Source organism: Jejudonia soesokkakensis, assembly GCF_042664795.1.
GTDB classification, from domain to species: Bacteria; Bacteroidota; Bacteroidia; order Flavobacteriales; family Flavobacteriaceae; genus Jejudonia; species Jejudonia soesokkakensis.
Genome location: NZ_JBHTBN010000001.1, coordinates 530,532 through 555,880 on the forward strand (window position 1 = coordinate 530,532; position 25,349 = coordinate 555,880).

Genomic DNA, 25,349 nt, shown 5'->3' on the forward strand with positions numbered 1-25,349 from the left:
GTTTGCCTTTCCGTAGTATAAAATCTATAGATTTTCATTACTTTTGCACCCCCTTAAAAAAGAAGAATTATGAGTCCGAAAGGAAGAGAAACTTTTGATGTATTGATTGAAATTCCAAAAGGAAGCCGAAATAAGTATGAATATGATTTCGAATTAAAAAAAATCCGTTTTGATAGATTGCTTTTTTCATCGATGATGTATCCTGCAGATTATGGATTTATTCCCCAAACATTAGCGCTCGATGGAGATCCATTAGATGTTCTTGTATTAGGAACAGAACCCACTTTTCCTATGTGCGTTGTCGAGGTAAGACCCATTGGAGTTTTTCATATGGCCGACGAAAAGGGACCAGATGAAAAAGTAATTTGTGTGCCAGTGTCAGACCCTATTTGGAATCGATTAAGTGATTTAAGCGATATGAACGCACACACCGTTAAAGAAATAGAACATTTTTTTCAGGTATACAAAGACTTAGAAAAGAAGCGAGTTGATGTAGGCGGCTGGGGAGATGCAAAAGAAGCATACGATATTGTTTTAAAATGTGTGGATCGTTATGAAAACAGCGATCATAAAATTAAAGGAAACTTTCTTATATAATCTACTTTCTCAGTAGATGATAGCCCTTCAGAATTTGATTTCTGAAGGGTTTTTTAATTCTCTTTAATTTTAATACTTTAGCGGGCTGAAATAAAAACCAAAAAAGACAATGGAACAGAACATTATTTATGTGCCTATAGCACTTGCAGTATTAGGATTGATATTTATGCTCATTAAAATGAGTTGGGTAAAAAAACAAAACCCTGGTAACGATCGTATGCAATATATTTCTAAAAGTATTAAAGAGGGAGCGCTCGCTTTTCTTGCTGCTGAATACCGCTTGCTGGTAGTCTTTGCTGTAATCGCTTCAGCATTGCTTTATTTAGTATCTTATTTAGTTCCTTCTACAAGCTGGATGATTGTACCTGCATTTATTATTGGAGCTATCTTTTCAGCTCTGGCAGGAAATATCGGAATGCGTATTGCTACCGAAGCAAATGCACGTACCGCCGAAGCAGCTAAAACTTCTTTGCCTAAAGCACTAAAAGTTTCTTTTGGTGGGGGTACTGTAATGGGGCTTGGTGTGGCAGGTCTAGCTGTGTTGGGATTAAGTTTAATTTTCTTGTTCTTTATGGGTCAATTTATGGGCCAAGAAGGTTCATTCTACGATAATATGACCATCGTTTTGGAAGCTCTGGCAGGGTTCTCTTTAGGAGCAGAATCAATTGCACTTTTTGCACGTGTTGGTGGAGGTATTTACACAAAAGCAGCCGATGTAGGGGCAGACCTTGTTGGTAAAGTAGAAGCTGGTATTCCAGAAGACGATCCTCGTAACCCTGCAACAATTGCAGATAATGTTGGGGATAATGTTGGGGATGTAGCAGGTATGGGTGCCGATTTGTTTGGTTCGTACGTAGCAACAGTATTGGCGGCTATGGTACTAGGAAACTACGTGATTAGAGATATTTCCTTTGCTAATGGTGACGTATTTACCGATTCGTTTAACAATATGGGTCCTATATTATTGCCATTAGTAATTGCAGGAGTAGGAATATTGGCATCTATTATTGGAACATTCTTAGTAAGTATTAAAAATAATGATGCGAAAGAAAGTAAGGTGCAAGCTGCACTTGACAGAGGAAACTGGGTAGCTATTATCTTAACATTGGCTGCATCATACTTCTTAATTGACTGGATGCTACCAGCTACTATGGAAATGAAATTTTTTGGCGAAGGTGTTAAAACAATAGGATCTATAAATGTATTCTGGGCAGCATGTATTGGTCTTGCTGTAGGTGCTCTAATTTCTATGGTAACTGCTTACTATACCTCTTTAGGTAAAAAACCTGTAATGGATATCGTCGAAAATTCTTCAACAGGTGCCGCGACGAACATTATCGCTGGTCTTTCAGTAGGAATGTATTCTACATTTGCTTCTGTAATCTTATTTGCAGCAGCTATTTTTGGATCCTACGAACTCGCAGGATTTTATGGAGTGGCTTTAGCAGCTTCAGCAATGATGGCGACCACTGCAATGCAATTAGCAATTGATGCCTTTGGTCCAATTGCAGACAATGCAGGAGGGGTTGCAGAAATGAGTGAATTAGAACCTCACGTTCGTGAGCGTACAGATATATTAGACAGTGTTGGGAATACAACTGCAGCGGTAGGAAAAGGATTTGCAATTGCATCTGCTGCCTTAACAGCTTTAGCATTATTTGCAGCCTACGTAACTTTTACAGGAATTGATGGTATTAATATCTTTAGAGCAGACGTTCTTGCCATGTTATTTGTTGGAGGAATGATACCAGTGGTATTCTCTGCTATGGCTATGAAATCTGTTGGGAAAGCTGCAATGGAAATGGTCCAAGAAGTGCGTCGTCAATTCCGAGAAATTCCTGGAATTATGGAAGGAACGGGTACTCCAGAGTATGCAAAATGTGTAGATATTTCAACAAAAGCAGCGCTTAAAGAAATGATCTTACCTGGACTGTTAACTATTATTACTCCAATTCTTATCGGACTTCTATTTGGAGCTGAACCATTAGGAGGCTATATGGCTGGTGTTTGTGTAAGTGGCGTTATGTGGGCTATTTTCCAGAACAATGCTGGTGGAGCCTGGGATAATGCAAAAAAGTCTTTTGAAGCAGGTGTTATGATTAATGGTGAAATGACTTATAAAGGGTCAGATGCTCATAAAGCAGCTGTAACAGGGGATACTGTTGGGGATCCATTTAAAGACACCTCGGGACCTTCAATGAACATCCTTATTAAGTTAACTTGTTTGGTAGGTCTTGTAATTGCTCCAATTCTAGGAGGACACGGACTTGAAAATGATGCAGAGGCAATGAATACAGAAGAGGAAATGTATTTTATTGATGAAGACGGAAACAAAACTGTGTTAACTGAAAGACAAGTTGAACTGATTGAGACAGACGGAAACGCAACAATACAAGGTGGAGAAGATTTGAATAATAAAACCGAAACTTTTGTTGAAATGTTGAAAAATGAAAATAATGATCAAGTGACTGCAAATGTTGAAATCAGAAGAACCGTAAATGGTGAAACAACCGTTGAAAATAGAACTTTTACAGGAACTGAAGATGAAGTTCGTGATCAGTTAAAAGATGTGGAAGGTGTAAAAATTAAAATAAAAGATAAAGAATAAAATTCTTTACGTTAAAAATAAATTAAACCCCGACCTTGGTTCGGGGTTTTTTTGTGGAAATTTTATAACTTCACGTAATTATGAATTACGATGATCTCATAACATTAGGAATTGCCTTTGGTCTCGGGATGCTTATTGGGCTCCAAAGACAGCATACCGACAATAAAATGGCGGGTGTTCGCACCTTCACATTGATTTCAATCTTGGGAGTCGTTTCTGGGTTTTTAACAAGAGATTTTGACAACCCCTATATCCTGCCTGCTTTAGGAATTTCACTTACAGCATTTTTGGTAGTAGCAAACGTCGTCAAACTTAAAAAAATTTCAGAAACAGATGTAGGTCAAACCACCGAAGTCGCTGCTTTACTAACCTTTGCTATAGGAGCTTATTTGGTCTTAGGAAGTCAGGTTATAGGAGTCATTGTAGGGGGATCTATGGCAGTATTGTTATATGTAAAAGAACATCTTCATACCTTTATTGAAAACTTAAAAGATAAAGATTTATCGGCTATTATGACCTTTGCCGGAATCTCATTGATCATCCTTCCTATTTTACCCAATCAAACTTATGGACCACTTGATGTACTCAACCCTAGAAATATTTGGATGATGGTAACCCTTATCGTAGGGATTAGCGTCGTAGGGTATTTTATCTATAAGTTTGTTGGTAAAAATGTAGGGATAATTTCCAACGGAATTCTTGGGGGCCTCATTAGCAGTACGGCAACTACGGTTAGTTATGCACGTAAAACTGCTAACACTAAGAATATAGGAAAAATGGCAGCTTTTGTCATCACAGCAGCTTCAACTGTTGCCTTAGCAAGAGTTATGGTAGAAATTGGAATCGTGATTCCAGAAAAGCTACCCCAGCTCATCGTTCCTTTGGCCGTTGAATTTATTTTTATGGTAGTACTGTGCATCATACTTTTCTATCTTATTAATAAAGACACTTCCGAAGAGAGTGAAATGCCAGAGCCTAAAAATCCTGCACAATTTAAGAGTGCATTAGTTTTTGGATTTCTGTACGGTCTTATACTTCTGGCAGTCGCATTTACCAAAGAAACCTTTGGAAATGAGGCGCTTTATGTAGTTTCTATTATTAGCGGTTTAACAGATGTTGATGCCATTACACTCTCACTTTCACAATTAATGAAAGGAGGAGGTTTAGAAACCAGTAGTGGCTGGAGGTTAATTTTGTTAGCCTCTTTATCAAACCTAGCATTTAAAGGCGTAATGGCAGTTACGTTAGGGACTAAAAAATTAGGGAAATGGGTTGGTATTTCTTTCGGACTTTCAATTATTGCTGGTTTATTACTCATGTGGTTATGGCCCGATAGCTGGCATTTTTAATCCAAACTATACATTAATGGCATTTTTTAAAAAAGATCCGCTGCAGATTATAGCCTTTCAAAGTTATGCAACAGATACACACTTATACATTCGAGGGAGGGCTCTAGAAGATGAAAATATCGATCTATCAAAACGTGGCTTTTTAAGTTTGCTTCGGAATACCTGGAAGCGTTTTGAAACTGATGAAATTCCAAATGTAAAGCTGAAAATTATTTTACCCAATAATACCTTTCTTTATACTACGACAAATAGCAAAGGGTATTTTAAACTGGAAGAAAATCTTGAAAATTTACAATCTCTTGCAAATTCTGAAGGTTGGCTCAATTATAAAATTCAGTTTGAGGATCAATTTCCAGACAGAATTATAAATAACAACAACAGCTTTTCGGGCGAAGTTCTCATTCCTTCAACCAATAGTAGCTTTGGTGTGATAAGTGATATTGACGACACAATTTTAACTACAGGAGTCGTTTCAAAACTAAAATGGCGACTTATTTACAATACCTTATTTAAAAATGCTGAAAGCCGAAGCCCTTTGGAAGGCGCAGCAGAATTTTACAACCAGCTACACAGAGGTGCTTCAGGAAAAGAAGCAAACCCGTTTTTTTATGTGAGTCACAGTCCGTGGAATTTATATCGCTACCTTGAATTGTTTCTTCAAAAGAATACCTTTCCGAAGGGGCCCATATTACTGCGTACGTTAGGAAATCTTTTCGGAAAAAAAAGTGCTGGTGAAAAACCTCAAAAACAAAAAGAAATTGTCAACATTTTAAAAACCTATCCTGAAAGGCAATTCATTTTAATTGGCGATAGTGGCGAGCACGATGCAGACATCTATATAGAAATTGCCGAAGCGTTTCCGGGACGTATCAAAGCAATTTACTTAAGAAGTGTTAAACACAAAAAACGAATGCTGCGAATAAGAGGGTTGGTAGATAATTATAAAACTGTTCCAGCATTATTGGTGGAAAATGCAAGTCAAGCTATCGAACATGCTAAAGAACATAACTTTATTTCTTCAGACTCTTTGATTTGAAATACTCGTAAGTAGCTAATTGTGATTGTACTTTAGGATTATCATTTTGTACATATTCATTTTTTTGCTCTGCATCAACAATACGGGCTTTAACATTATCCTTTAATTGAATATCGATCAAATCCCGAATGGTTTTATGATGATCTTTATCAAATATAGGGGTTACGACCTCTATTCTGTGGCTTAAATTACGTGTCATCCAGTCGGCAGAGCCAATGAATAATGATTCTTCTCCAGCGTTCCCAAAAATATAAACACGACCATGTTCCAGAAAACGGTCAATGACAGAAGTCACTGTTATATTTTCACTCTGATTTTTAATTCCAGGGACCAGAGAACAGATTCCACGAATTAACAGATCAACCTTTACGCCAGCAACACTAGCACGATATAAAAGTTTGATCATTTCTTTATCCTGAAGACTATTCATCTTTAAAATAATATAGGCGTCTTCTCCTGCATTTGCCAAGGCTATTTCCCGATTTACAAACTCAATAAATTTTACTCTTGTGGTAAAAGGTGACACCAGCAGGCGCTTTGTTTTGGGAACTATGATTGTTCTGTCCAATACCAGAAAAACTTTGTTCAACTCTTTGGTCAACTTCTTATGAGCTGTCATGAGCCCAAAGTCTGTATAAAGGGTTGCTGTTTTTTCGTTAAAATTTCCTGTGGCTATATAGGCATACCGCTTGGTTTCTTCTTCAACCTCTCTTTCAATTAATAGAATCTTACTATGAACCTTAATATCTGGATAGCTGTAGGTAACTTTTGCGCCATTCTTTTTAAAGATCTCTCCCCACTTTAGGTTATTTTTTTCGTCAAACCTGGCTTTAACTTCAATAAAGACAAATACATCTATTCCGTTTTTCGCGGCAAGGACAATGGCGTCGTTTAGCCTACTTTCCTCAGCAGCTCTATAAATTGTAATTTTTAATGCTCTTACTGTTTTGTCGACAGCTGCCTCTTCAACGAGGCGAATAATGGGTTCAAATGATTGATACGGATAGTGCATCAATTGATCTTTGTCATCTATCGCTTCAAAAATACTGTCGTATTGTGTAAGCATAGGATGCTCTAGGGGTGTTAAGGTATTGTTACTTAATTTTTTATCTGAAGGATTTGGAAACCCAAAAAAATCTTTAAAATTATGGTAGGTGCCACCTTGAACGACATCGGTATTGGTCACATCCAATGATTTTTTTAATGCTTCGACCAATGTAGTAGGAGTCGTAGCGTCAATTAAAACGCGGGTAGCCTGTCCTGTGCTTCGATTAGAAAGTGACTTTTTGATTTTTTCCATAAGGTTTCCCGAAAATTCATCTTCAATATATAATTCGGCATCCCTTGAAATTTTAATCGAATGAAAATTCAGATTTTGCTCACCCTGTGGTGTCTGACGAAGATTAAATTTTAAAATATCATCAATAAATGTGATATAGTGTTTCCCGTTTTGCTTCGGAAAAACAAAAAATCTAGGTTCATCTTTAGGGATTTCTGCAATTATAAATTCATCTCCTTTTTCTGCGACAAGATAAAGAGTTTCATTTTTAACAAAAAGGCTTTTAGAGCCATTGAGTGGATAGGTTTCTATTTTCAGCTTGTCTTTAAGAATATCCTCATAATAGTTTTGAGCGACTAGTTTTTGAGTCGAAGAAAATGCTTTTTGACCAATAAGAAAAATATTTTCTTTTTCTAACGCGGGAATAATTTGTGAAGTAAACACAGTCCCAAATTCTTCCTGCTGAAGATGAACTTGTTTTTTTATTTCACGCAATACCTTATTAGGTTTGGAGATTAGTTTTTTACGAAGGGGTTTTACAATGTCTTTTATCTGTCGTATATCTGAAACTCGAACTCTAAAAAATTCATCTAAATTGGATGAAAAAATCGCAAGGAATTTTATGCGCTCATACAGAGGATTTCTCGAATCTGCAGCTTCCTGAAGCACACGATGGTTAAAGCGCAACCAGGATAGATCGCGGTGGTAATATTTGGTATTATAGAGATTTCTTCCCATGTTTACATCCCAAAAAAGCGGATGTCTTTTAAATTAAAATGCAAAGGTCGGCATTAATAAACGGTAGGAATGTTTGGAAAATGTTAAGGTTTAAATTATTTAAACAACCCTCCAAGTTCAGCATCAATTTTATTGAAAATTTCTCCAAGATGTTCTGGATTATCAACAAAATCAATATCATCCACATCTATAATTAATAACGGACCTTTGTCATAGTCATGAATCCATGCCTCGTAACGTTCATTTAGCCTGCTTAAATAATCAATACTGATAGAGTTTTCATATTCGCGCCCTCTTTTGTGAATTTGGCTTACAAGATTTGGAATAGAACTACGTAGATAAATTAATAAATCGGGTCCTTCGGTTACACTTTCCATAAGGTCAAAAAGGGAACGGTAATTTTCATAATCCCTATTGGTCATAAGCCCCATGGCATGAAGGTTCGGTGCAAAAATAAAAGCATCTTCATAAATAGTTCTATCCTGAATCACATCTTTTCCATTTTCTCTAATGTCAAGGATTTGGCGAAAACGACTGTTTAGAAAATAAATCTGAAGGTTAAATGACCACCGTGCCATCTCATTATAGAAGTCATCCAGATATGGGTTGTCTTCTACATCTTCATATTGTGGTTTCCATTTGTAATGCTTGGCTAACAGTCTGGTAAGAGTAGTTTTTCCGGAGCCAATATTTCCTGCAATCGCAACGTGCATGCTTTTATTTTTTAGGTTGGGTTAGGGTAAATGTGTGTACTATATTGTTGTGATAAATATACAGGAAATCTTGGGTTAGCTGCAAGTTTGAAATGGGAATTGTTGGTGTTTTAATGTTATTAAATTCTAAAGCACCCCGTTTTAAATAAAACAGATTTTTAGAGTCGGTTACCATAAGACTTTCATTGTACTGCGAACTGTTTGTAATTCCGTTAATAGAAATAGTTTGCACAATACCTCCATAGGTGTTATAGATTCGAAACATGGTATCGGTTGCTAGATAACAATAATTAAAATTACTTGTAAAGGTCATTACATCGCCAGAAATTGGTTGAGAGATTGGAATCCTTTCTTTTGTTCTGTAATTGTAAAGTTCTACTTGCTGACTATCACTATTGAACAACCAAAGCCTATTGTTGCCAGCGTTTCTGGCAGCAGCGACATTTATAAAACCAGGAAGGTTATTAAAAGAAAATCGTTCAATTTCTGCCAATCTATTGTCTACTAAAACAACGGTGTTGGTATCCTTAAAAAAAATAACAATATTTAATGGGTTGATAATATCTACGGAAGCTATTTCGCCTAATTCAAAATCGTTATACACATAATCTCCTTTGCTTCCTTTCTTAAATAAAGTCATGTCTTTTACATAATACAGATTGTTGTAAACGTCAAAACCAATAAATAAATCAGCATCTAAAGGAGTCGTTTTTAATTCTTTAATTTCCTGAGAGAAACTAAACTGAACTATAAAAAGGAGTAAAAAAGAAACAATTTTCATACTCGTGAAGATACAAAATACTCACAGGCCGTTGTCATGTAATAGTTATAAATTATTTTCGTCTTTCATAAAACTAAAACAGCCACTTATGAAAACCAACAAACTACTCTTTATCACTCTAACCTTCTTCTTTACGATTACGTTAACTGCTCAGAAAATTCAGGGAATTGCAACCTATAAAACAGACCGTAAGGTAGACCTAAAATCTGATGATTCTAAAATGGATGATGCCATGCGTGAGAGTATAGCAGCACAATTAAAGAAACAATTTCAGCGGGAATACACACTTACTTTTAATACTGAAGAATCTCTATACATTCAGGAAGAAGAGGGGCTTACTGCACCTTCTCCAATGTCTTCAGGTGGAATAACCATAACTGTTTCAGGAAATACGGATGTTCTATATCGCAATACAAAAGAGAACCGTCTTGTAAATCAGACAGAAATTATGAGTAAGGCTTTTTTAATAAAGGATTCACTTTCAGCAATAGATTGGAAATTAGAAAAAGAGATCAAAAATATTGGAGAATATACGTGTTTTAAAGCTACCTATACTCGAGAAGTAACAGAACAGACATTTGATAGTGCTACCAACGAAATGGTTGAGGTGAAAAAAGATCGAGTAACCACCGCCTGGTATACCTTGGACATTCCTGTGCAACATGGACCGGCTGAGTTCTGGGGATTACCTGGATTAATTCTTGAAATTAGCGATGGTGATTTAACCATATTATGTTCAAAAATTGTTTTGAATCCTGAGAAAGGGATAGCTATTCAGGAAGCAGATAAAGGAAAAGTAGTGACACAAGAAGAATTTAATGCCATTCAGAAGAAAAAAACAGACGAAATGATGGAGCAATTTCAAAATAGCAGTCGAAGAAACGATGGGTCAACCCGTGTGATAAGAATTGGCGGTTCCTAAGCAACGCGTTAAACCTTTTTCTGTAAATAGAGTCGAAGCTTTTGTAACAATTTACAGTAATTGGTACTAACACACTATAAAATTAGATTATGAAAAAGGTACTTATACTTGCACTATTATTAATTTCGACTGTTTCTTTTGCGCAAACCATAAGCGGAAAAGCCTATTATCAATCCAAAACAACTGTTGATACAGATCAGTTTGGAGGAGGGGAAATGAGTGAAGAGATGAAAAAGCAAATCATGGAACGAATGAAAAGCTTTTTGGAAAAAACATACATCCTCACCTTTAGTGGCAGTGAATCAATTTATAAAGAGCAGGAAAAACTAGAAGCAGGATCTGGTTTTGGAGGCATGGGAGCGATGATGGGTAGTTTTAGTGCTGGAGCACAGTATAAAAACTTAAAGACCAATCAAATTCTTGAGGAGCGTGAATTCTTCGGAAAGAAATTTCTTATCAACGACACCATTACAAACCTTGAATGGGAAGTAGGAAAAGAATCCAAACAAATTGGTCAGTATCTTGCTATCAAAGCTACGGCGGTTAAAAAAATTGATCCAAACGATTTTGAAATGGCACGACCTAGAGGGCGCCGTGGAGAGAGAGGAAGAAACAGAGATGCTGAAGAAGATTCAGAAAAAGTTGCAGATACTACTCAAACGGAAAGTGAGGATCCTTTTGATCAGATTGAAATACCGAAGCAAGTTATCGTGACAGCATGGTTTACTCCTCAAATACCTGTAGCGAATGGTCCAGGAGAATATGCAGGCTTACCAGGATTAATATTAGAATTAAATGTAGAACGAACTACCATCTTATGCTCTAAGATTACACTAAATACAAAAGAGACAGAAAGTATTGAAGCTCCTAACAAAGGAGAAGAGGTTACCAGAGCAGAATACAATAAAATCATCAAAGAAAAGATGGAAGAAATGCGCGAACAATTTAGAGGTCGCGGAGGTAGAGGTGGCGGAAGAGGCCGCTTTGGAGGATTCTAAATTTCAAAAAGCAACCTATTAAACTAACACCTTCTTTTCGATTGTAAGCGAAAGGAGCAACCAACCTATTACATGAAAAAACTATTATTTCTCCTAATTCTAGCATGCAGTTTTATAACGAATGCTCAAAGTATAAAAGTTAAAGGAGCCATTAAAGACAGCCTGGGAGTACCGCTCGAATTGGCAAATGTTGTAGCCTCGATTAAGGCAGATGGCAAACTAGAATCCTATGCGATTACCAATTACGAAGGGAATTTTCAATTATCCCTTCCTAAAAACAATACCTACGTATTAAAAGCTAGTTTTTTGGGATATACTCCGCAAGAAAAAGAACTTACCGTACCCGCAGAATCTGAAGATATTAATCTGGATTTTATTTTAAATCCATTGGCAGATCAATTGGATGGTGTCGAAATCACCTATGAGATGCCTGTCACGGTAAAAGGGGACACCATAGTGTATAATGCAGATTCCTTTAAAACCGGTGAAGAACGAAAACTAGGCGATGTATTAAAAAATCTTCCAGGAATAGAAGTTAACGACGATGGTGAGATTGAAGTAGAAGGAAAAGCGGTAACCAAAGTTATGGTCGATGGTAAAGATTTCTTTGACGGAGACTCTAAATTAGCTACTAAGAATATTCCTTCAGATGCAGTAGACAAGGTGCAGGTACTTCGAAATTATAACGAAGTTGATCAACTTAGAGGTGTACAGAACAATCAGGATAATGTTGCTATCAATATTAAATTAAAGGAAGGAAAAAAGAACTTTTGGTTTGGAGAAGTTACTGCTGGAGGAGGAACTGTGGGTGATGACGAAGCAGGATATTTGGCACATCCTAAATTATTTTACTACAGCCCCAAGTACAGTTTGAACTTTATAACAGATTTTAATAACATAGGGGAAGTACCTTTTACATTTAGGGACTATTTTAATTTTACAGGAGGTTTCAGAAACTTTAATCGAGGGGGTGGCACCAATTTTTCAATTAGCGAAAGTGATTTAGGGTTTGCGGTTGCACAAAATAACCGAGCGAATGAAATTGAAACCAAGTTCTTTGCAGGAAATTTTAGTTATGCAGCTACAGAAAGTTTGGATTTAAGTGGCTTCGGAATACTAAGTGATAACTCGACGAACATTGTCAATAATTCGATACGAAGGTATATTGCATCTGGAAGTGTAGAAAACACAAACAGTATCAACGACCAGACAAGCCGATTAGGAATGCTAAAACTTAGTGGAGTGTACAAGCCAAATTCAAATCTTCAGGTTGACTATGATTTACTGGCAAAAGGCTCTAAGCAAGTTCAGGATGATTTAACGACCTCTATTTTTGATGGAAACACGAACAACATTGTAGAAGGAAAAGAAAATACTCCTTTTTCGGTCAATCAAAATGTGAATGCATACTATACGTTGAATGAGGACCATATTTTTGCAGGTCAGATCCAGCATTTATATCAGGATGAAGATCCATTTTATAACGCTATAACAGACCTATTGCCATTCCCAGGAATATTACCTGTTGATCAAAATCAGGATCGGTTTGATATCAATCAGAACAAGAATGTAAGGACAAACAAAATTGATGGAAAAGTAGATTATTACTACATACTTAATAATGTAAGTAATTTGAACTTTACATTAGGAACAACCTATAGCAACCAGCAGTTTGGCTCCAATATTTTTCAGATTTTGGACAATAATAGCCGTGTTAATTTTTCTGAAACACCACCGGTTGATGGTGAAAATCTGCCCCTTATTAATGATGTGGAATTTGCTTTTAGTGATGTATTTTTAGGACTGCATTACAAGCTGAAAAGTGGTCAGTTTATTATTACACCCGGACTTACGCTTCATAATTATAATGTACGAAGTGACCAGTTAGGGACTTCTACTTCAGAGAATGACTGGAAGGTATTACCAGATTTTAATATTATCTGGAATATTAAAAAGAGTGAAAGTCTTCGTTTTAATTATGATGTTTCAGCACAGTATACAGATGTTAATGATTATGCCGAAGCGTTTGTGTTTAATAATTACAACCGACTTTTCCGTGGAAATAGAAATTTGGAAAATGCGCTTTCTCATAATTATAGTCTAGCTTATTTCAGTTTTAATCTTTTTAATAACACCAATGTAAGCGGAGCTTTAAATTATACAAGAAGGTTAAACGGATACAAAAATGACACAGAGATCATTGCAATTAACCAAGTGAGTTCTCCATTTAATATTGACAGTAATTTTCCAGATGAAACTTTTTCTGCCTTCGGAAGATTTAGCAAGCGAATTAAGAAATTTCAGATCAATCTAAGCGGAAATTTGGCACTAAACAGATCAAATAACCTTATCAACGATGCTATAAGAGAAAGTGAAAGTTTTACTCAGAACTATAGCGGAAGCGTACGCACTAACTTTAGAGACTGGCCTAATTTTGAAGCTGGATATCGCTTAAACATCAATCAGTATGACAATGGCGGATTAAGTCAGACATTCTTTACACAACGACCCTTTGCCAATGTGGATGTACGGTTTTTAAAAGATTTTACTTTTGATGCAGAATGGGATTACTACAATTATAGTAATGATGAAAAAACGGTAGAAAATACGTATTCATTTGTCAATGCAAACCTCTATTATCAAAAAGGAGATAGTCCCTGGGAATTTAGAGTGCAAGCAACTAATATTTTGAATACTGAGTTTATTAATAGTGATAATTTTAATGAACAGTTTAATACAACTTCACAGTATTTTGTACTTCCACGTATTTTAATGTTTGTCGTCAAATACGAATTGTAAAAATAGGGCAATTGCCCTATTCCAAGAGAGTTAGATTGCTGGTAATTTTATAATGTAAAAACCATACATTATGAAAAAATTACTTTTTGCACTAGTATTAGTCACGTTTTATGCTTCGGCACAAGAGTATCCTACCGGGATGATCTGGGATGAAGAATCTTACCGAAGCATACCTTACAAAGTTCAATTTACAGCATCGACCTATGATAATCTCCCTACATCCTATTCTTTGGAGAAATGGGTGCCAATTCCTGGAAATCAAGGACAATATGGAACCTGCGTAGCCTTTGCAGCAGCCTATGGGTTGCGTACTACGATGTATGCAAAAGATTATAATATTACAGATAAGCAGCAAATAACACAAGCAGCTTTATCCCCCTCTTTTGTATATGAAGCGATACGTAGAGAGGAAGATGTAGCTTGTAATATGGGTGCTAATCCTAAATTAGGGATGGAAGCATTAAAAGTGTTAGGAGTTCCAACCATGGAAACAGTACCTTATAAATGCAACCCTGTCATTTCTACCGATGCACAACTAGAAGCCATAGATTATAGAATTAGAGATTATCAAACCTTATTCTTTTATGATGAACAAGCTCCAATGGTGCGTGTCAATGCAACTAAGAAAGCACTCTCTGAAGGATATCCAGTCTTAATAGGAATGAAACTTCCAGAAAGTTTCTTTGCCGCTAAAAAAGTTTGGAGATCAAAACCTACAGATAAAGGAACACTGGCAAAAAAGCATGGTCACCATGCGATGGTGGCTGTCGGGTATGACGATAATTTTGAAGGAGGGGCTTTTAGAGTATTAAACAGTTGGGGAACTGCCTGGGGAGACAATGGATACATTTGGGTGCCGTATAAAGAATATGATGAATGGACCTTAGGAGCATTACAACCATATAGTTATTATAAGAAAAAAGATGAAGTCAAGCCAGATGTGATTCCAGACGATAAGCCTGATGTAAAACCAGAGCCAGATCCAGAACCCATTGCCAAAAAATTACCGGAAGGAAATCTGCGTTTTGAGCTTAACACTAATGAAGACATGCAGGTTACCCGTATTTCGACCAGAAATCTGGTGGTTGAAGATGACGTAGAAGGAGAAGACCTCGTAGCCTATAGAACGACAAGTTCGTACCCTTCAGGAACACGGTTTCGTTTTTATCTAGAGAATAAACATGAAGGCTATATTTATGCTTTTGCAACAGACCTTACTCAAAAGATCAATAAAATTCTTCCATACGATGATGGGATGTCACCTATTATAAGTGAAAACTCTACGATAGCTTTCCCAAGTGAAAAGAAAGTAATCAGAATGGATAACAATCCTGGAACTGACTATTTATTAATTCTTTTCTCACAACAGAAACTGGATGAAAAAGCTATTCAAAATAAAATGCAGAATACTCCTGGCGGACTTACCTCAAAAATAAAAGCTGCTTTAGGAAGCAAACTTATTGACAAATCGATGATACAATATGCTGCTGGGGAGGCTGGATTTAAAGTCAAAGAAGGAGCAGAAGGTTATGTAGTACCGCTGATGGTTGAAATTTCACATAAATAAATCTGCCATGAAAAAACTACTAATTATTCTTTGTTTAATTTCATGTTACGTAAGTACTACGTACGCCCAACAGGACTTTGTAGTGCAGAGTGTACATGCGCAGGGAGCCAGTAAGTCCCTATTGGATGACAGTCGGGAATTACTCATTACGTATGGATACCAAGATCAAACCATCAAATTTTGGAATGAAAAATCAGGTCTGTTACTAAAAACCATCGACTCACAAGACTATGTAAGTGATATGGTTTTAAATGCAAAAGATGGAAAACTGTATGTATTATCATCCAATACTATTATTATCTACAGTTTAGAAACATTTAAAGAGATTTCTCAACATCCATTAGGAAGAATATATGATATAGAACTTTTTGAAGCAGATGGGTACAGAAGTTTGGCGTTGTTTGCACAGGATGATAACGGTAAACAAGGAATTTACGCATTAAATGACGCTACAGGTGAATTCATAGTTGGAAATACTCCCGTTTATCCTGGTGACGGCGAGGTTTCTCATTTTCAGTTTAGTAAGGATAACACTCGTGTACTCGTACAGTCCAATCTTATGGAAAATTATGTGTTTTCTTTCGATACAAATCAATATTATGAAGTAAAAGGGTATGCCTTGGCATTGCTAGATAATGGTGATTTGATCATGGGAGAATATGATGGTAATGCTGGAAAGGCTTATTATATTAGGCAAGATCCGGTTACACTAAAGCAACTATGGAGACAAGAAGTCAAACTCGAAGGGGTAGCTGGATATGAAGGCGTTTTTCTGCCCTTTAGAGGAGATGTTACTGTAAATAGCGATGGCCAATCCATTTGGGTAGCTCCAGGTACTAGTTTGTTTGTCGAATTGGATGTCAATCTTGGATTCATATTGGGTAAGATTTATAGAGAAGAACAGAAAACCAGTCTGATGGCTTCAGGTAATTATTTGTATGCACAAAGCGGTATCGACAAACCTTTTGCAAAATTTAAAAGGTACCAAAACAAACCTGTTCAGGAGTATGGTCATAATGTATTGGAGCCTCAACAAATTGTTACCTATATTGGAGAAAATGAGGTTGAGATCTTATTTGCTGCAAATTATGGAGCACATACGTTTTCTCTTTTGGCAAGTCCAAATGTGTCAAGATTGACAAAATATAAGACCAATTATAGGGATGACTATAGCGACGGAATGTTTCAAGTCGATCAGAACAGTAAAAGGGTTTTTTCAGTTACTAAAACCTCAGATCCAATAAAGGTTTTTGAGCGTGGTAATGCCGAAAGTTTTGAAAACTTAATAAGCAATATAAAAGACGTCCGGTTTTTTGATTATAGTCCTAATACAAACCTGCTAGCAACCATTTCTAGCAATGGATTACGTGTGATAGATACTGAAAAGAAAACAGAAGTATTTTCTAAAATAATAGGAAAAGACCTCCCTTTCGTAGATAGAGGGTTAGACATTGCGCCTAACAATAATACCATTTTATATGCTACCAAAGAGGTTTCGGGTACGAGTGATTTAAGAGATGAATTAACCTATTTCGATTTTGCTTCAGGCCAAGAAAAATGGACAAAAAATGCACGGTATTCTTCCTTATACCATATTAAGAATGGTCAACAAATCCTAGCAGTGAATAATACGTCCGGAAACATGGAAGTTTTGGATCCCGATACTGGAAATGTACTAAGGTCTTTTCCATTGAACTTTAAGGGATCTGTACTGGAAAGCGCTTTAGCTCCAGATGAAAAACATATCGTATTTTCTGGATATAACACTGATTTTTTTGTTTTTGAAATTGCTTCGGGACGTTTGGTAAATTCTTTTACAAATAAAGATTTTCAATATACTCCAGGTACTTTTGTCTCCAATACAGTGGTGAGTGTTTCAGTGTCAGGAGCGATTAAATTTTATGATATACTTACTTCCAAAGAAGTACTAAGATTGTATCTGTTTCAGGATGGAGGATGGATTACATATACTCCTGAAGGCTACTTTGAAGGATCACAATCTGCGTGGGATAAAGTAGCTTTTGTAAACAATAAAAAAGCAATACCGCTGGAAAGTGTATTCGATAAGTTTTATACCCCACGCTTACTACATAAGGTGTTGTTTGACAAATCTGTAATTAAAAGGGATGACATCAAAAATCTTAAAAGTCCTCCTACTGTTAAAATAAATTACAAAGAAGGAAACCGAAATTTAACCGTCGAAGATGATGTTGCCGAAACATCAATAACAACTCAAAACGCAAGTGGGGAAGTAATCCTTACCGCCAATGCCAATGGAGATCGTATTGCAGAATTCAGGTTGTTTCAGAATGGAAAATCTGTAACGAATAACAGTAGAAACTTAGTAGTAGAAGATGATGTAGTCGTTTCTGGAACTGAAAAAACATTTAAAGTAACCCTTGTGGAAGGAACTAATGAATTTGTAGGTGTCGCCATAAACTCTCAGGGTACAGAAAGTCGTCCTGAAAAACTAACCGTTATCTATAAACCTGCTAAGTCTACTCCAGCACCACAAGGAATTCAGGCGCATGTTTTAATTGTAGGGATTGACACTTATAAAAATCCGAAGTATAATCTTAATTATGCGGTGGCAGATGCGACCAGTTTTTCTGAAAGTTTACAAAATGGAGTCAAAAATATTACGTCAAAAATAAATTTATATGAAGTGAAAAACGATGAAGCTGTAAGAGAAAATATTATTGCAAAATTCACCGAAATTGCCAGTACTGCTAATCCGCAGGATATCTTTGTGTTCTATTATGCAGGCCACGGCGTTGTAAGTCAAGATGATGAGAAGGATTTTTACCTGGTGCCTTATGATGTAACACAGTTGTACGGAAATGATGGGGCTTTAAAACAAAAAGGAGTCTCAGCAAAAGAGCTCAAGCGAATAGCAAGCGGGATTCCTGCTCAAAAACAATTATATATTCTGGATGCTTGTCAGAGTGCAGGAGCATTGACAACGATTGCAACACGAGGTGCCGCCGAAGAAAAAGCGATTGCACAGTTGGCAAGAAGTACCGGGACACATTGGTTAACAGCTAGTGGAAGTGAACAATATGCGACCGAGTTTGATGAGTTAGGTCATGGGGTGTTTACCTACGCCTTGTTAGAGGCACTTTCAGGGAAGGCAGATAGCGGCGATAAACGCATTACGGTAAATGAACTAAAAGCATATATTGAAAGTCGCGTTCCGGAAATTTCGGCTCAATATAAAGGGAGTCCTCAGTATCCTTCAAGTTTCGGATTTGGACAGGATTTTCCGGTAGGAATTAAAAATTAGGTTTTTTTTAATGTTGTGTTTAAAACGTCGTTTCGAAATGGAGCGACGTTTTTATTTTCTGAATTTTTGTTGCTGAAAATCGTATCTTTCCTTAAAACTTTCAGTAATGAGAAAAATCCTTTTAGGTGTTGTACTAACGTTGTTTATTGTCTTCGGGCTACGCTATTGTGAACACAATAAAGACGAACGTGAGCAATTATATGAAAGCTCAAATCTTATTGAAAAACAGCTTCGAAATGTTGGAAAGCTTATTGTGACGGAAGGCTCTTATGCACAGGTTTTTACCTATAAGGATACCGAAAAACTAATGGGTTTCCTAGACGCAAAAAAAAGAGCGTTGGTGGTGGTGAATGCTGAAGCAACTATCGCCTATGATTTAAGCCAGATTGAAACAAGCATTGACAAGGATTCCAAAACAGTCACAATTTTAAAAATCCCAGAACCAGAACTAAAGATCAATCCGAATATCGAATATTACGATGTTACTCAAGATTATTTGAATCAATTTGAGGCAAAAGATTATAACCTTATAAAAAAGCGTGTCGATAGATTGTTGAGGGAGAAGATCGAAGCTTCAGATCTAAAGACAAACGCACAGAATCGGCTAATTTCAGAGCTTCAAAAAATCTATATTCTAACTAGTTCTATGGGTTGGACACTTCAGTATAATGAGACAAAGATCAATGCAGAAGTCGAATGGCAAGATTTAAAACTATAATTTCTTTTTAAGTGAGGCCCATCCACCGCCATTTGTGGCTTTAATGCCATTTTTATTTAAAATTCCAGCAGCCTGACCACTTCTTCCACCACTTAAACAACAAGTGATTATGGGTTTGTTCCAGCTTTCAATTTCTTTTAATTTTTTAGGAATCTCGTTTAAAGGAATGTGCTTAGAACCAGCAATATGTCCAGCATCGTATTCCTCCTGTGTTCGAACATCCAAAACCACTCCACCTCTTTTTTTAAAGTCGTTTATTTTTGAATTTCTTGCTCCGAATAAAAAATCTAAAAACCCCATAATTCCTATGTTATAGTTTGTTCAATTAAAAGTAGTCCATCATCAATTAAATGTGCAATTTTTGGACGTTGCTTTTTCAGTGCTAAAAGATAAGAAAGTATGTCTTCAGAATGTGTTAACTCATACACCTCAAGCGGCAACAACCAATCTTTTGGAAAGTTAGCTGAAACTGTTTTAAAAATTTTAAACAGGCTCTCTCTATTTTTAGTGGTCTTTCTCAACTTCCGTACTTTTTGATACAGTTCATTTAATGTTCTTTCATCATCGGTCATTTGTGTCTTTTCAGAACTACTTAATGAATGCATTTCCACTTTAAAACTTAAATAATCTGCTGCACCCGCAAAGGCCGAAACAATTTCTTTTCCAACGGCCATGTCAAAATCGCCATCTTCAGGAGAAAATAAAATTTCATCGTTATAGGTTACGTAACAATCTGTAAACTGAATGAGCATTAATTCTCCTTTCAAATTTCGAATGCCCGTAACGTTCATTCCTTTGACATGGATTCCGCTTTCAAATTCAAATTCGATGGGCTTTCCGTCGTAAAAATCATAGGCAGCTAAATCACGCGGACCCATATTCTCAATGGCTAGATTGATTCCTTTCAGTTTTCCTAGCGGAGATCTAAATCCGTGAGTATGTCGTTGTACACCATGACCTATCACTTCTTTTTCACGGTAGGCAAGCGCTGTTTTTCCTTCAGTTTCAAAATAAACAACTTCATTATCTTCGTTTTGAATCATTCTGGTAAAATGACCAGAAATCTGTAAACCGGTACTAATTTCTATAGTTCCCAACTGCTTACTCTCAATCAGTTTGTGCAGTCCACGCCAACCCCCTTTTCGTACTGCCATCGTATTGGCGAATTCTTCCAATACTTCCTGCAAATAAGCAAAATCGGGTGTGACATAAAGCTGAGGTTGTGGTTTCGTAATATCAAAATCCTGATAGGCAGCATCAATAGAATATGGAACTTTTTTTACTTCCTCTTTCATGCACCACACACTTTCTCCTATGGAGCTTAATAGACCGGCTCCGTAAATTTTTGGGGCTGAAACTGTTCCTACCATTCCGTATTCAACGGTCCACCAGTGAAGGTTTCGTATCAATGAAATTTCAGAAGGAGTTACTTTTTTCTGCTGAAGCGATTCCACTCTTTTTTCAGCAGCAAGAATTTTTTCTTCGGAAATGCCTTCGGCTTCTTTCAGAATAGACAATTCGCGAACTGCTTCGTACATTTCTATATCATGCGCACTCGATATGGCTTTGGCGCCTACTTCCCCAAAACGTCTTAAATATTCGGCATAATCGGGACTGGCAATAATGGGGGCGTGTCCAGCTCCCTCATGAATAATATCGGGAGCAGGTGTATATTCTATATTTTCAAGTTGTCTTATATCACTCGCAATAACCAACACTTTATACGCCTGAAACTCCATAAAAGCATTGGGCGGTATAAATCCGTCAACGGCTACCGCAGCCCAGCCTATTTCTTTTAGGATACGGTTCATGCCGTACATCGACGGAATTTCATCAATGGAGATACCTGTTTTTTGTAACCCATCTAGATAACTTTCGTGCGCAACTTTGCTTAAATAGTCAACGTTTTTACGCATCACAAATCGCCATACCGCTTGATTTATCGGTGTGTATAATTCGTAGTTTTGAGGTTTTATATACTGCTTTAAATGAGGGGGCAGTCTATCGAGCAATTCGTTACTTTCAACATTCATGTTTCAAAAGTAGCAACTTACCACCGAACCTTTCATAAAATATTTATAATAGTTGGTTATCTTCGTAAAGATGCAAATTACCCGTAAGCAAGAAATAATTTCAGTAGCAGCTCAACTTATCAAAGAAAAGGGCTATAACGCAGTCTCTATGCGTGACATTGCTATTGCTATGGATATGAAGGCAGCCAGTCTTTACAATCATATCAAAGGAAAACAGGAAATTCTCGCTACGCTCATTGTGAATGTTGCTGAAGAATTTACCAACGGAATGAAATTCATTCTTTCAGAAGATGCATCGGCCCTAAAAAAAATTGAAAAAATTATTGAAATCCATATCGATATCACAGTTAACTATTCCGAAAATATTGCAGCACTCAATAATGATTGGATGCATTTGGAAGGAGATGCTTTAAAAAAAGTAGTTCAGATGCGAGATGACTACGAAAATAATTTCCGTAGCATTATAAAAAAAGGAATTACTGAAGGTGATATACAACCAAAACATCCTGAAGTCATTTTATTTTCGATACTTTCAACGCTTCGAACGCTATACCTTTGGAGTGAAAAAAGAGGAAAAATGGATGTCAATATCCTAAAAAAAGATATGGTTTCTGTCCTTATAAAAGGGATTGTTTAGAGAATGTTAAACCGTTTGCACATCTAACTAACAATCGTTAGTTTTGTATAAATTTTACGACCAAAAGAACGTGGCTACATTTCACAAATTAAGAATTAAGGATATCTATAAAGAAACTGATGACACATCGGTGGTTACTTTTGATGTTCCATCACATCTTGCCGAGGATTTTAAATTCCGTCAAGGACAGCATTTAACCTTGAAAGCAGATATTAATGGTGCCGATATTAGGCGATCGTATAGTTTGTGTTCCAGTCCTTCAGATGGCGAATGGAAAGTGGCTGTAAAACAAATTTTAGGAGGCGTTTTTTCAACATACATTAATGAGCACTTAAAAGCGGGTGATGAATTTGAAGTCATGGCGCCTAGCGGTAATTTTGGTGTAGAAGTTTCCGCAGACAAAGCCAAGAACTACTTGTTTTTTGCAGCGGGTAGCGGAATTACACCTGTATTATCCATGATTAAAAGTCATTTGGTGTCAGAACCTAAGGCAACTTGTAAGCTATTTTATGTGAATAAAACAGCGAAATCAATTATCTTTAAAGAAGAGTTGGAACAGTTGCGTAATAAATACTTCGGAAGGCTTGAGATCTATTATTTTTTAACAAAGGAAAGAAGGGATATAGAACTGTTTAATGGCCGATTTGATGACGAAAAGATGGAAGTATTGACGAAAACGTTTATCGACATTCCAGATACCAACGAAGTTTTTTTATGTGGTCCAGAAACGATGGTCAACTATGTGAGTGAGTATCTTGTAAATGCAGGATTACCTAAAGAAAATGTACATTTTGAATTATTCGTTACGGGTCTTACCGAAGAAGATAAAGCGAGACAGGAACGACTGGCGCAACAAAACGTAGAAGGAACTGAAATTACGATCGTCGACGGTGGAAAAGAATTTACCTTCACCATGACCAAAGAATATGATAATATTCTCGACGCAGCTCTAGGCGCTGGAGCAGACCTTCCGTTTGCATGTAAGGGCGGAGTTTGTAGCACCTGTAAATGTGAAGTTTTAGATGGAAGCGTAGAGATGAAAATAAATTATGCGTTGGATGATAAAGAGGTCGCTCAGAATTTAGTATTGAGCTGTCAGGCTGTCCCAACCACAGATAAAGTAAAAGTAGATTTTGATGTTTAACTAGCTCGACGCATAAAGTTTAGAGCCTAAAACAGAAGATTATGAGCAATGAACAGATTAAGAATTTAGAAGAAATTTTTGAAGCACGTATTGCGCGTGATGAGAAAATAGAGCCTAAAGACTGGATGCCGGAGAAATACCGTCAGACACATATTAGGCAAATGTCACAACATGCCCACTCCGAAATTGTAGGAATGCTACCTGAAGGAAACTGGATTACCAGAGCTCCTTCATTACGACGAAAAGCAGCGTTGCTCGCTAAGGTTCAAGATGAAGCAGGTCATGGATTATATCTCTATTCTGCTTGTGAAACATTAGGGGTTTCGCGTGATGAATTATATGAGCAATTACACTCCGGAAAAGCAAAATATTCTTCCATCTTTAATTATCCTACAGTAACCTGGGCAGATATGGGAGCAATTGGCTGGTTGGTCGATGGTGCTGCAATTATCAATCAGGTGCCGTTGTGTAATACCTCTTTTGGACCGTATGCAAGAGCGATGGTGCGTGTTTGTAAGGAAGAAAGCTTTCACCAACGTCAAGGTTTTGAGATTATGCTAAAGCTATGTAATGGAACACCAGAGCAGAAAGAGATGGCACAGGATGCGTTGAACAGATGGTGGTGGCCAAGTTTAATGATGCTAGGCCCAACAGATGCCGAATCGGTACACACCGAACAATCTATGAAATGGAAACTGAAACGTAAGTCGAACGATGAGCTTCGTCAGCAATTTATTGATCAGACCGTACCACAAGCGGACATTTTAGGATTAACAATTCCAGATCCTGACTTAAAGTGGAACGAGTCCAAAGGCAGTTATGATTTTGGAGAAATAGACTGGGATGAATTCTGGCAGGTAGTCAAAGGTCATGGTCCTTGTAACAAACAAAGAATGAAGGCCAGAGTAGATGCCTGGGAAAATGGAGCATGGGTACGTGATGCAGCGATGGCATACGCAGAAAAGAACGAAGCTAAGAAATTTAAAAAAGCAATCTAAGATGAGTAAGAATTGGCCCTTATGGGAAATCTTCGTAAGAAGTAAAAACGGATTGGAACATCGTCATTTTGGAAGTCTCCATGCGGCAGATGCAGATATGGCATTAGAAAATGCACGCGATGTGTACACGCGCAGAAGCGAAGGAGTAAGTATATGGGTAGTAGAAAGCAAGCATATTACTGCGAGTAACCCTGAGCACAATGGTGAATTGTTTGAGCCTGCACAAGATAAAGTATATCGTCATCCTACCTTTTACGATCTACCAGACGAGGTAAAGCATATGTAATACAACTATCATACTGAACTTGTTTCAGTATCTATCAAACTTTTGAAATGTCATTCTGAGCCTCTCGAAGGGCAAAATTAGAATTCCTTAGTAATGAAAAACGAAAATCTATATAATTATATTCTCGGTATTGCCGATAACAGCCTTATACTCGGGCAACGTCTAGGTGAACTCTGTGGTCATGGTCCAACACTGGAAACCGATATTGCCGGAACTAACATTTCTCTTGACTTAATAGGTCAATGTAGAAATTACTATCAGTATGCTGCGAAAATAAAGGGTGAAGAGAAAACCGAAGATGATTTAGCTTTTCTTCGATTAGAACGAGAGTATAAAAATGTGTTGCTTGTAGAACAACCCAATACCCATTTTGGATATGTAATGGGACGCCAGTTTTTATTTGATGTATACCATCTCATGTTTATGACCGAGTTACTAAAAAGCAAAGACGAAACACTCGCTGCTATTGCAAAAAAAGGGATTAAAGAGGTAAGTTATCACAAACGATTTTCGGGAGATTGGGTCAAACGATTGGGAGATGGTACCGATGAAAGTAATGCTAAAATGCAGGAAGCAATTGATGATCTCTGGACCTATACAGACGAACTTTTTGACATGACCGCAGCAGATAAAGCAATGGCTGCCGAAGGGATTGGAGTAGATGTTTCAAAACTGAAAGACGCCTACTATAAAGAAGTTTCAGAAGTAATACAAGAAGCAAATCTAAAACTGCCGGAGAGCAAGTACTTTATCCGTGGTGGAAAGAAAGGGGTTCATAGTGAACACATGGGATACTTGCTTGCAGATTTACAATACATGCAGCGAACTTATCCCAACATGGAGTGGTAAATTGCCTTGATACC

At 37.0% G+C, this 25,349-nt stretch carries 20 protein-coding genes; 15 read left to right on the top strand and 5 right to left on the bottom strand.

What is annotated here, in order from left to right; translation table 11 throughout:
* Nucleotides 1–69: 69 nt before the first annotated feature.
* From ACFQO1_RS02450 to ACFQO1_RS02465, 4 genes are all read left to right on the top strand, one after another.
* Nucleotides 70–597 (top strand): inorganic diphosphatase, encoded by a 528-nt coding sequence (locus ACFQO1_RS02450; protein ID WP_380216368.1) that lies wholly within the window; start codon nucleotides 70–72, stop codon nucleotides 595–597.
* A gap of 109 nt (nucleotides 598–706) precedes the next feature.
* Nucleotides 707–3,205 carry a sodium-translocating pyrophosphatase gene (locus tag ACFQO1_RS02455; protein WP_380216370.1) on the top strand — a complete coding sequence of 833 codons (2,499 nt, stop codon included), beginning with the start codon at nucleotides 707–709 and terminating at the stop codon, nucleotides 3,203–3,205.
* An 80-nt stretch (nucleotides 3,206–3,285) separates the two neighbouring features.
* A complete protein-coding gene (locus tag ACFQO1_RS02460) occupies nucleotides 3,286–4,554 on the top strand; it encodes an MgtC/SapB family protein (protein WP_380216372.1) in 1,269 nt (422 codons plus the stop codon).
* A 16-nt stretch (nucleotides 4,555–4,570) separates the two neighbouring features.
* Complete coding sequence (locus ACFQO1_RS02465; RefSeq protein ID WP_380216374.1) at nucleotides 4,571–5,590, top strand: App1 family protein; 1,020 nt, start codon at nucleotides 4,571–4,573, stop codon at nucleotides 5,588–5,590.
* Here ACFQO1_RS02465 and ppk1 read toward each other — a convergent pair.
* From ppk1 to ACFQO1_RS02480, 3 genes are all read right to left on the bottom strand, one after another.
* Entirely contained in the window at nucleotides 5,565–7,607 is a 2,043-nt protein-coding gene (gene ppk1, locus ACFQO1_RS02470) for a polyphosphate kinase 1 (protein ID WP_380216376.1), read from the bottom strand. The genes ACFQO1_RS02465 and ppk1 overlap by 26 nt on opposite strands.
* Nucleotides 7,608–7,702: 95 nt before the next feature.
* A complete protein-coding gene (locus ACFQO1_RS02475; RefSeq protein WP_380216378.1) occupies nucleotides 7,703–8,320 on the bottom strand; it encodes a deoxynucleoside kinase in 618 nt (205 codons plus the stop codon).
* Between the two features lie 4 nt (nucleotides 8,321–8,324).
* The gene (locus ACFQO1_RS02480; RefSeq protein WP_380216380.1) at nucleotides 8,325–9,101 is read right to left on the bottom strand and encodes a hypothetical protein; all 777 of its coding nucleotides are present in this window, start codon (nucleotides 9,099–9,101) and stop codon (nucleotides 8,325–8,327) included.
* Nucleotides 9,102–9,189: 88 nt separating this feature from the next.
* Here ACFQO1_RS02480 and ACFQO1_RS02485 point away from each other — a divergent pair, with 88 nt between their 5' ends.
* The 6 genes from ACFQO1_RS02485 (at nucleotide 9,190) to ACFQO1_RS02510 (ending at nucleotide 19,388) form a co-directional block, all read left to right on the top strand.
* On the top strand, nucleotides 9,190–10,023 hold the full coding sequence (locus ACFQO1_RS02485) for a GLPGLI family protein (protein WP_380216382.1): 834 nt from the start codon (nucleotides 9,190–9,192) through the stop codon (nucleotides 10,021–10,023).
* Nucleotides 10,024–10,112: 89 nt separating this feature from the next.
* A complete protein-coding gene (locus ACFQO1_RS02490; protein WP_380216384.1) occupies nucleotides 10,113–11,021 on the top strand; it encodes a GLPGLI family protein in 909 nt (302 codons plus the stop codon).
* A 72-nt stretch (nucleotides 11,022–11,093) separates the two neighbouring features.
* Complete coding sequence (locus tag ACFQO1_RS02495) at nucleotides 11,094–13,820, top strand: carboxypeptidase regulatory-like domain-containing protein (protein ID WP_380216386.1); 2,727 nt, start codon at nucleotides 11,094–11,096, stop codon at nucleotides 13,818–13,820.
* Between the two features lie 70 nt (nucleotides 13,821–13,890).
* A complete protein-coding gene (locus tag ACFQO1_RS02500) occupies nucleotides 13,891–15,387 on the top strand; it encodes a C1 family peptidase (protein ID WP_380216388.1) in 1,497 nt (498 codons plus the stop codon).
* Between the two features lie 7 nt (nucleotides 15,388–15,394).
* Entirely contained in the window at nucleotides 15,395–18,670 is a 3,276-nt protein-coding gene (locus ACFQO1_RS02505) for a caspase family protein (RefSeq protein WP_380216390.1), read from the top strand.
* Between the two features lie 106 nt (nucleotides 18,671–18,776).
* Complete coding sequence (locus ACFQO1_RS02510) at nucleotides 18,777–19,388, top strand: DUF4230 domain-containing protein (RefSeq protein ID WP_380216392.1); 612 nt, start codon at nucleotides 18,777–18,779, stop codon at nucleotides 19,386–19,388.
* Here ACFQO1_RS02510 and ACFQO1_RS02515 read toward each other — a convergent pair.
* Both ACFQO1_RS02515 and ACFQO1_RS02520 read right to left on the bottom strand, forming a co-directional pair.
* Nucleotides 19,383–19,688: a rhodanese-like domain-containing protein gene (locus ACFQO1_RS02515; protein ID WP_380216394.1), complete on the bottom strand. Its 306-nt coding sequence runs from the start codon at nucleotides 19,686–19,688 to the stop codon at nucleotides 19,383–19,385. The genes ACFQO1_RS02510 and ACFQO1_RS02515 overlap by 6 nt on opposite strands.
* Before the next feature lie 5 nt (nucleotides 19,689–19,693).
* The gene (locus ACFQO1_RS02520; protein ID WP_380216396.1) at nucleotides 19,694–21,421 is read right to left on the bottom strand and encodes an aromatic amino acid hydroxylase; all 1,728 of its coding nucleotides are present in this window, start codon (nucleotides 21,419–21,421) and stop codon (nucleotides 19,694–19,696) included.
* A 70-nt stretch (nucleotides 21,422–21,491) separates the two neighbouring features.
* Here ACFQO1_RS02520 and ACFQO1_RS02525 point away from each other — a divergent pair, with 70 nt between their 5' ends.
* From ACFQO1_RS02525 to paaC, 5 genes are all read left to right on the top strand, one after another.
* Nucleotides 21,492–22,058 carry a TetR/AcrR family transcriptional regulator gene (locus ACFQO1_RS02525; RefSeq protein ID WP_380216397.1) on the top strand — a complete coding sequence of 189 codons (567 nt, stop codon included), beginning with the start codon at nucleotides 21,492–21,494 and terminating at the stop codon, nucleotides 22,056–22,058.
* 70 nt (nucleotides 22,059–22,128) lie between these two features.
* Nucleotides 22,129–23,202, top strand: coding sequence for a 1,2-phenylacetyl-CoA epoxidase subunit PaaE (gene paaE / locus ACFQO1_RS02530; protein WP_380216398.1), 1,074 nt, complete (start codon nucleotides 22,129–22,131; stop codon nucleotides 23,200–23,202).
* Nucleotides 23,203–23,243: 41 nt separating this feature from the next.
* Complete coding sequence (gene paaA / locus ACFQO1_RS02535; protein WP_380216399.1) at nucleotides 23,244–24,200, top strand: 1,2-phenylacetyl-CoA epoxidase subunit PaaA; 957 nt, start codon at nucleotides 23,244–23,246, stop codon at nucleotides 24,198–24,200.
* A 1-nt stretch (nucleotide 24,201) separates the two neighbouring features.
* Nucleotides 24,202–24,486 carry a 1,2-phenylacetyl-CoA epoxidase subunit PaaB gene (gene paaB / locus ACFQO1_RS02540; protein WP_380216400.1) on the top strand — a complete coding sequence of 95 codons (285 nt, stop codon included), beginning with the start codon at nucleotides 24,202–24,204 and terminating at the stop codon, nucleotides 24,484–24,486.
* A gap of 93 nt (nucleotides 24,487–24,579) precedes the next feature.
* A complete protein-coding gene (paaC, locus tag ACFQO1_RS02545; RefSeq protein WP_380216401.1) occupies nucleotides 24,580–25,335 on the top strand; it encodes a 1,2-phenylacetyl-CoA epoxidase subunit PaaC in 756 nt (251 codons plus the stop codon).
* Nucleotides 25,336–25,349: the final 14 nt, after the last annotated feature.

What these genes read in the sequence shown, in the direction of transcription:
- paaB (WP_380216400.1), top strand. Translation starts at nt 24,202, where the DNA reads ATGAGTAAGAATTGGCCCTTATGGGAAATCTTCGTAAGAAGTAAAAAC.
- ACFQO1_RS02465 (WP_380216374.1), top strand. Translation starts at nt 4,571, where the DNA reads ATGGCATTTTTTAAAAAAGATCCGCTGCAGATTATAGCCTTTCAAAGT.
- ACFQO1_RS02510 (WP_380216392.1), top strand. Translation starts at nt 18,777, where the DNA reads ATGAGAAAAATCCTTTTAGGTGTTGTACTAACGTTGTTTATTGTCTTC.
- ACFQO1_RS02460 (WP_380216372.1), top strand. Translation starts at nt 3,286, where the DNA reads ATGAATTACGATGATCTCATAACATTAGGAATTGCCTTTGGTCTCGGG.
- ACFQO1_RS02475 (WP_380216378.1), bottom strand. Translation starts at nt 8,320, where the DNA reads ATGCACGTTGCGATTGCAGGAAATATTGGCTCCGGAAAAACTACTCTT.
- paaA (WP_380216399.1), top strand. Translation starts at nt 23,244, where the DNA reads ATGAGCAATGAACAGATTAAGAATTTAGAAGAAATTTTTGAAGCACGT.
- ACFQO1_RS02520 (WP_380216396.1), bottom strand. Translation starts at nt 21,421, where the DNA reads ATGAATGTTGAAAGTAACGAATTGCTCGATAGACTGCCCCCTCATTTA.
- ppk1 (WP_380216376.1), bottom strand. Translation starts at nt 7,607, where the DNA reads ATGGGAAGAAATCTCTATAATACCAAATATTACCACCGCGATCTATCC.
- ACFQO1_RS02500 (WP_380216388.1), top strand. Translation starts at nt 13,891, where the DNA reads ATGAAAAAATTACTTTTTGCACTAGTATTAGTCACGTTTTATGCTTCG.
- ACFQO1_RS02525 (WP_380216397.1), top strand. Translation starts at nt 21,492, where the DNA reads ATGCAAATTACCCGTAAGCAAGAAATAATTTCAGTAGCAGCTCAACTT.
- ACFQO1_RS02455 (WP_380216370.1), top strand. Translation starts at nt 707, where the DNA reads ATGGAACAGAACATTATTTATGTGCCTATAGCACTTGCAGTATTAGGA.
- ACFQO1_RS02495 (WP_380216386.1), top strand. Translation starts at nt 11,094, where the DNA reads ATGAAAAAACTATTATTTCTCCTAATTCTAGCATGCAGTTTTATAACG.
- paaC (WP_380216401.1), top strand. Translation starts at nt 24,580, where the DNA reads ATGAAAAACGAAAATCTATATAATTATATTCTCGGTATTGCCGATAAC.
- ACFQO1_RS02450 (WP_380216368.1), top strand. Translation starts at nt 70, where the DNA reads ATGAGTCCGAAAGGAAGAGAAACTTTTGATGTATTGATTGAAATTCCA.
- ACFQO1_RS02505 (WP_380216390.1), top strand. Translation starts at nt 15,395, where the DNA reads ATGAAAAAACTACTAATTATTCTTTGTTTAATTTCATGTTACGTAAGT.
- ACFQO1_RS02515 (WP_380216394.1), bottom strand. Translation starts at nt 19,688, where the DNA reads ATGGGGTTTTTAGATTTTTTATTCGGAGCAAGAAATTCAAAAATAAAC.
- ACFQO1_RS02485 (WP_380216382.1), top strand. Translation starts at nt 9,190, where the DNA reads ATGAAAACCAACAAACTACTCTTTATCACTCTAACCTTCTTCTTTACG.
- ACFQO1_RS02490 (WP_380216384.1), top strand. Translation starts at nt 10,113, where the DNA reads ATGAAAAAGGTACTTATACTTGCACTATTATTAATTTCGACTGTTTCT.
- ACFQO1_RS02480 (WP_380216380.1), bottom strand. Translation starts at nt 9,101, where the DNA reads ATGAAAATTGTTTCTTTTTTACTCCTTTTTATAGTTCAGTTTAGTTTC.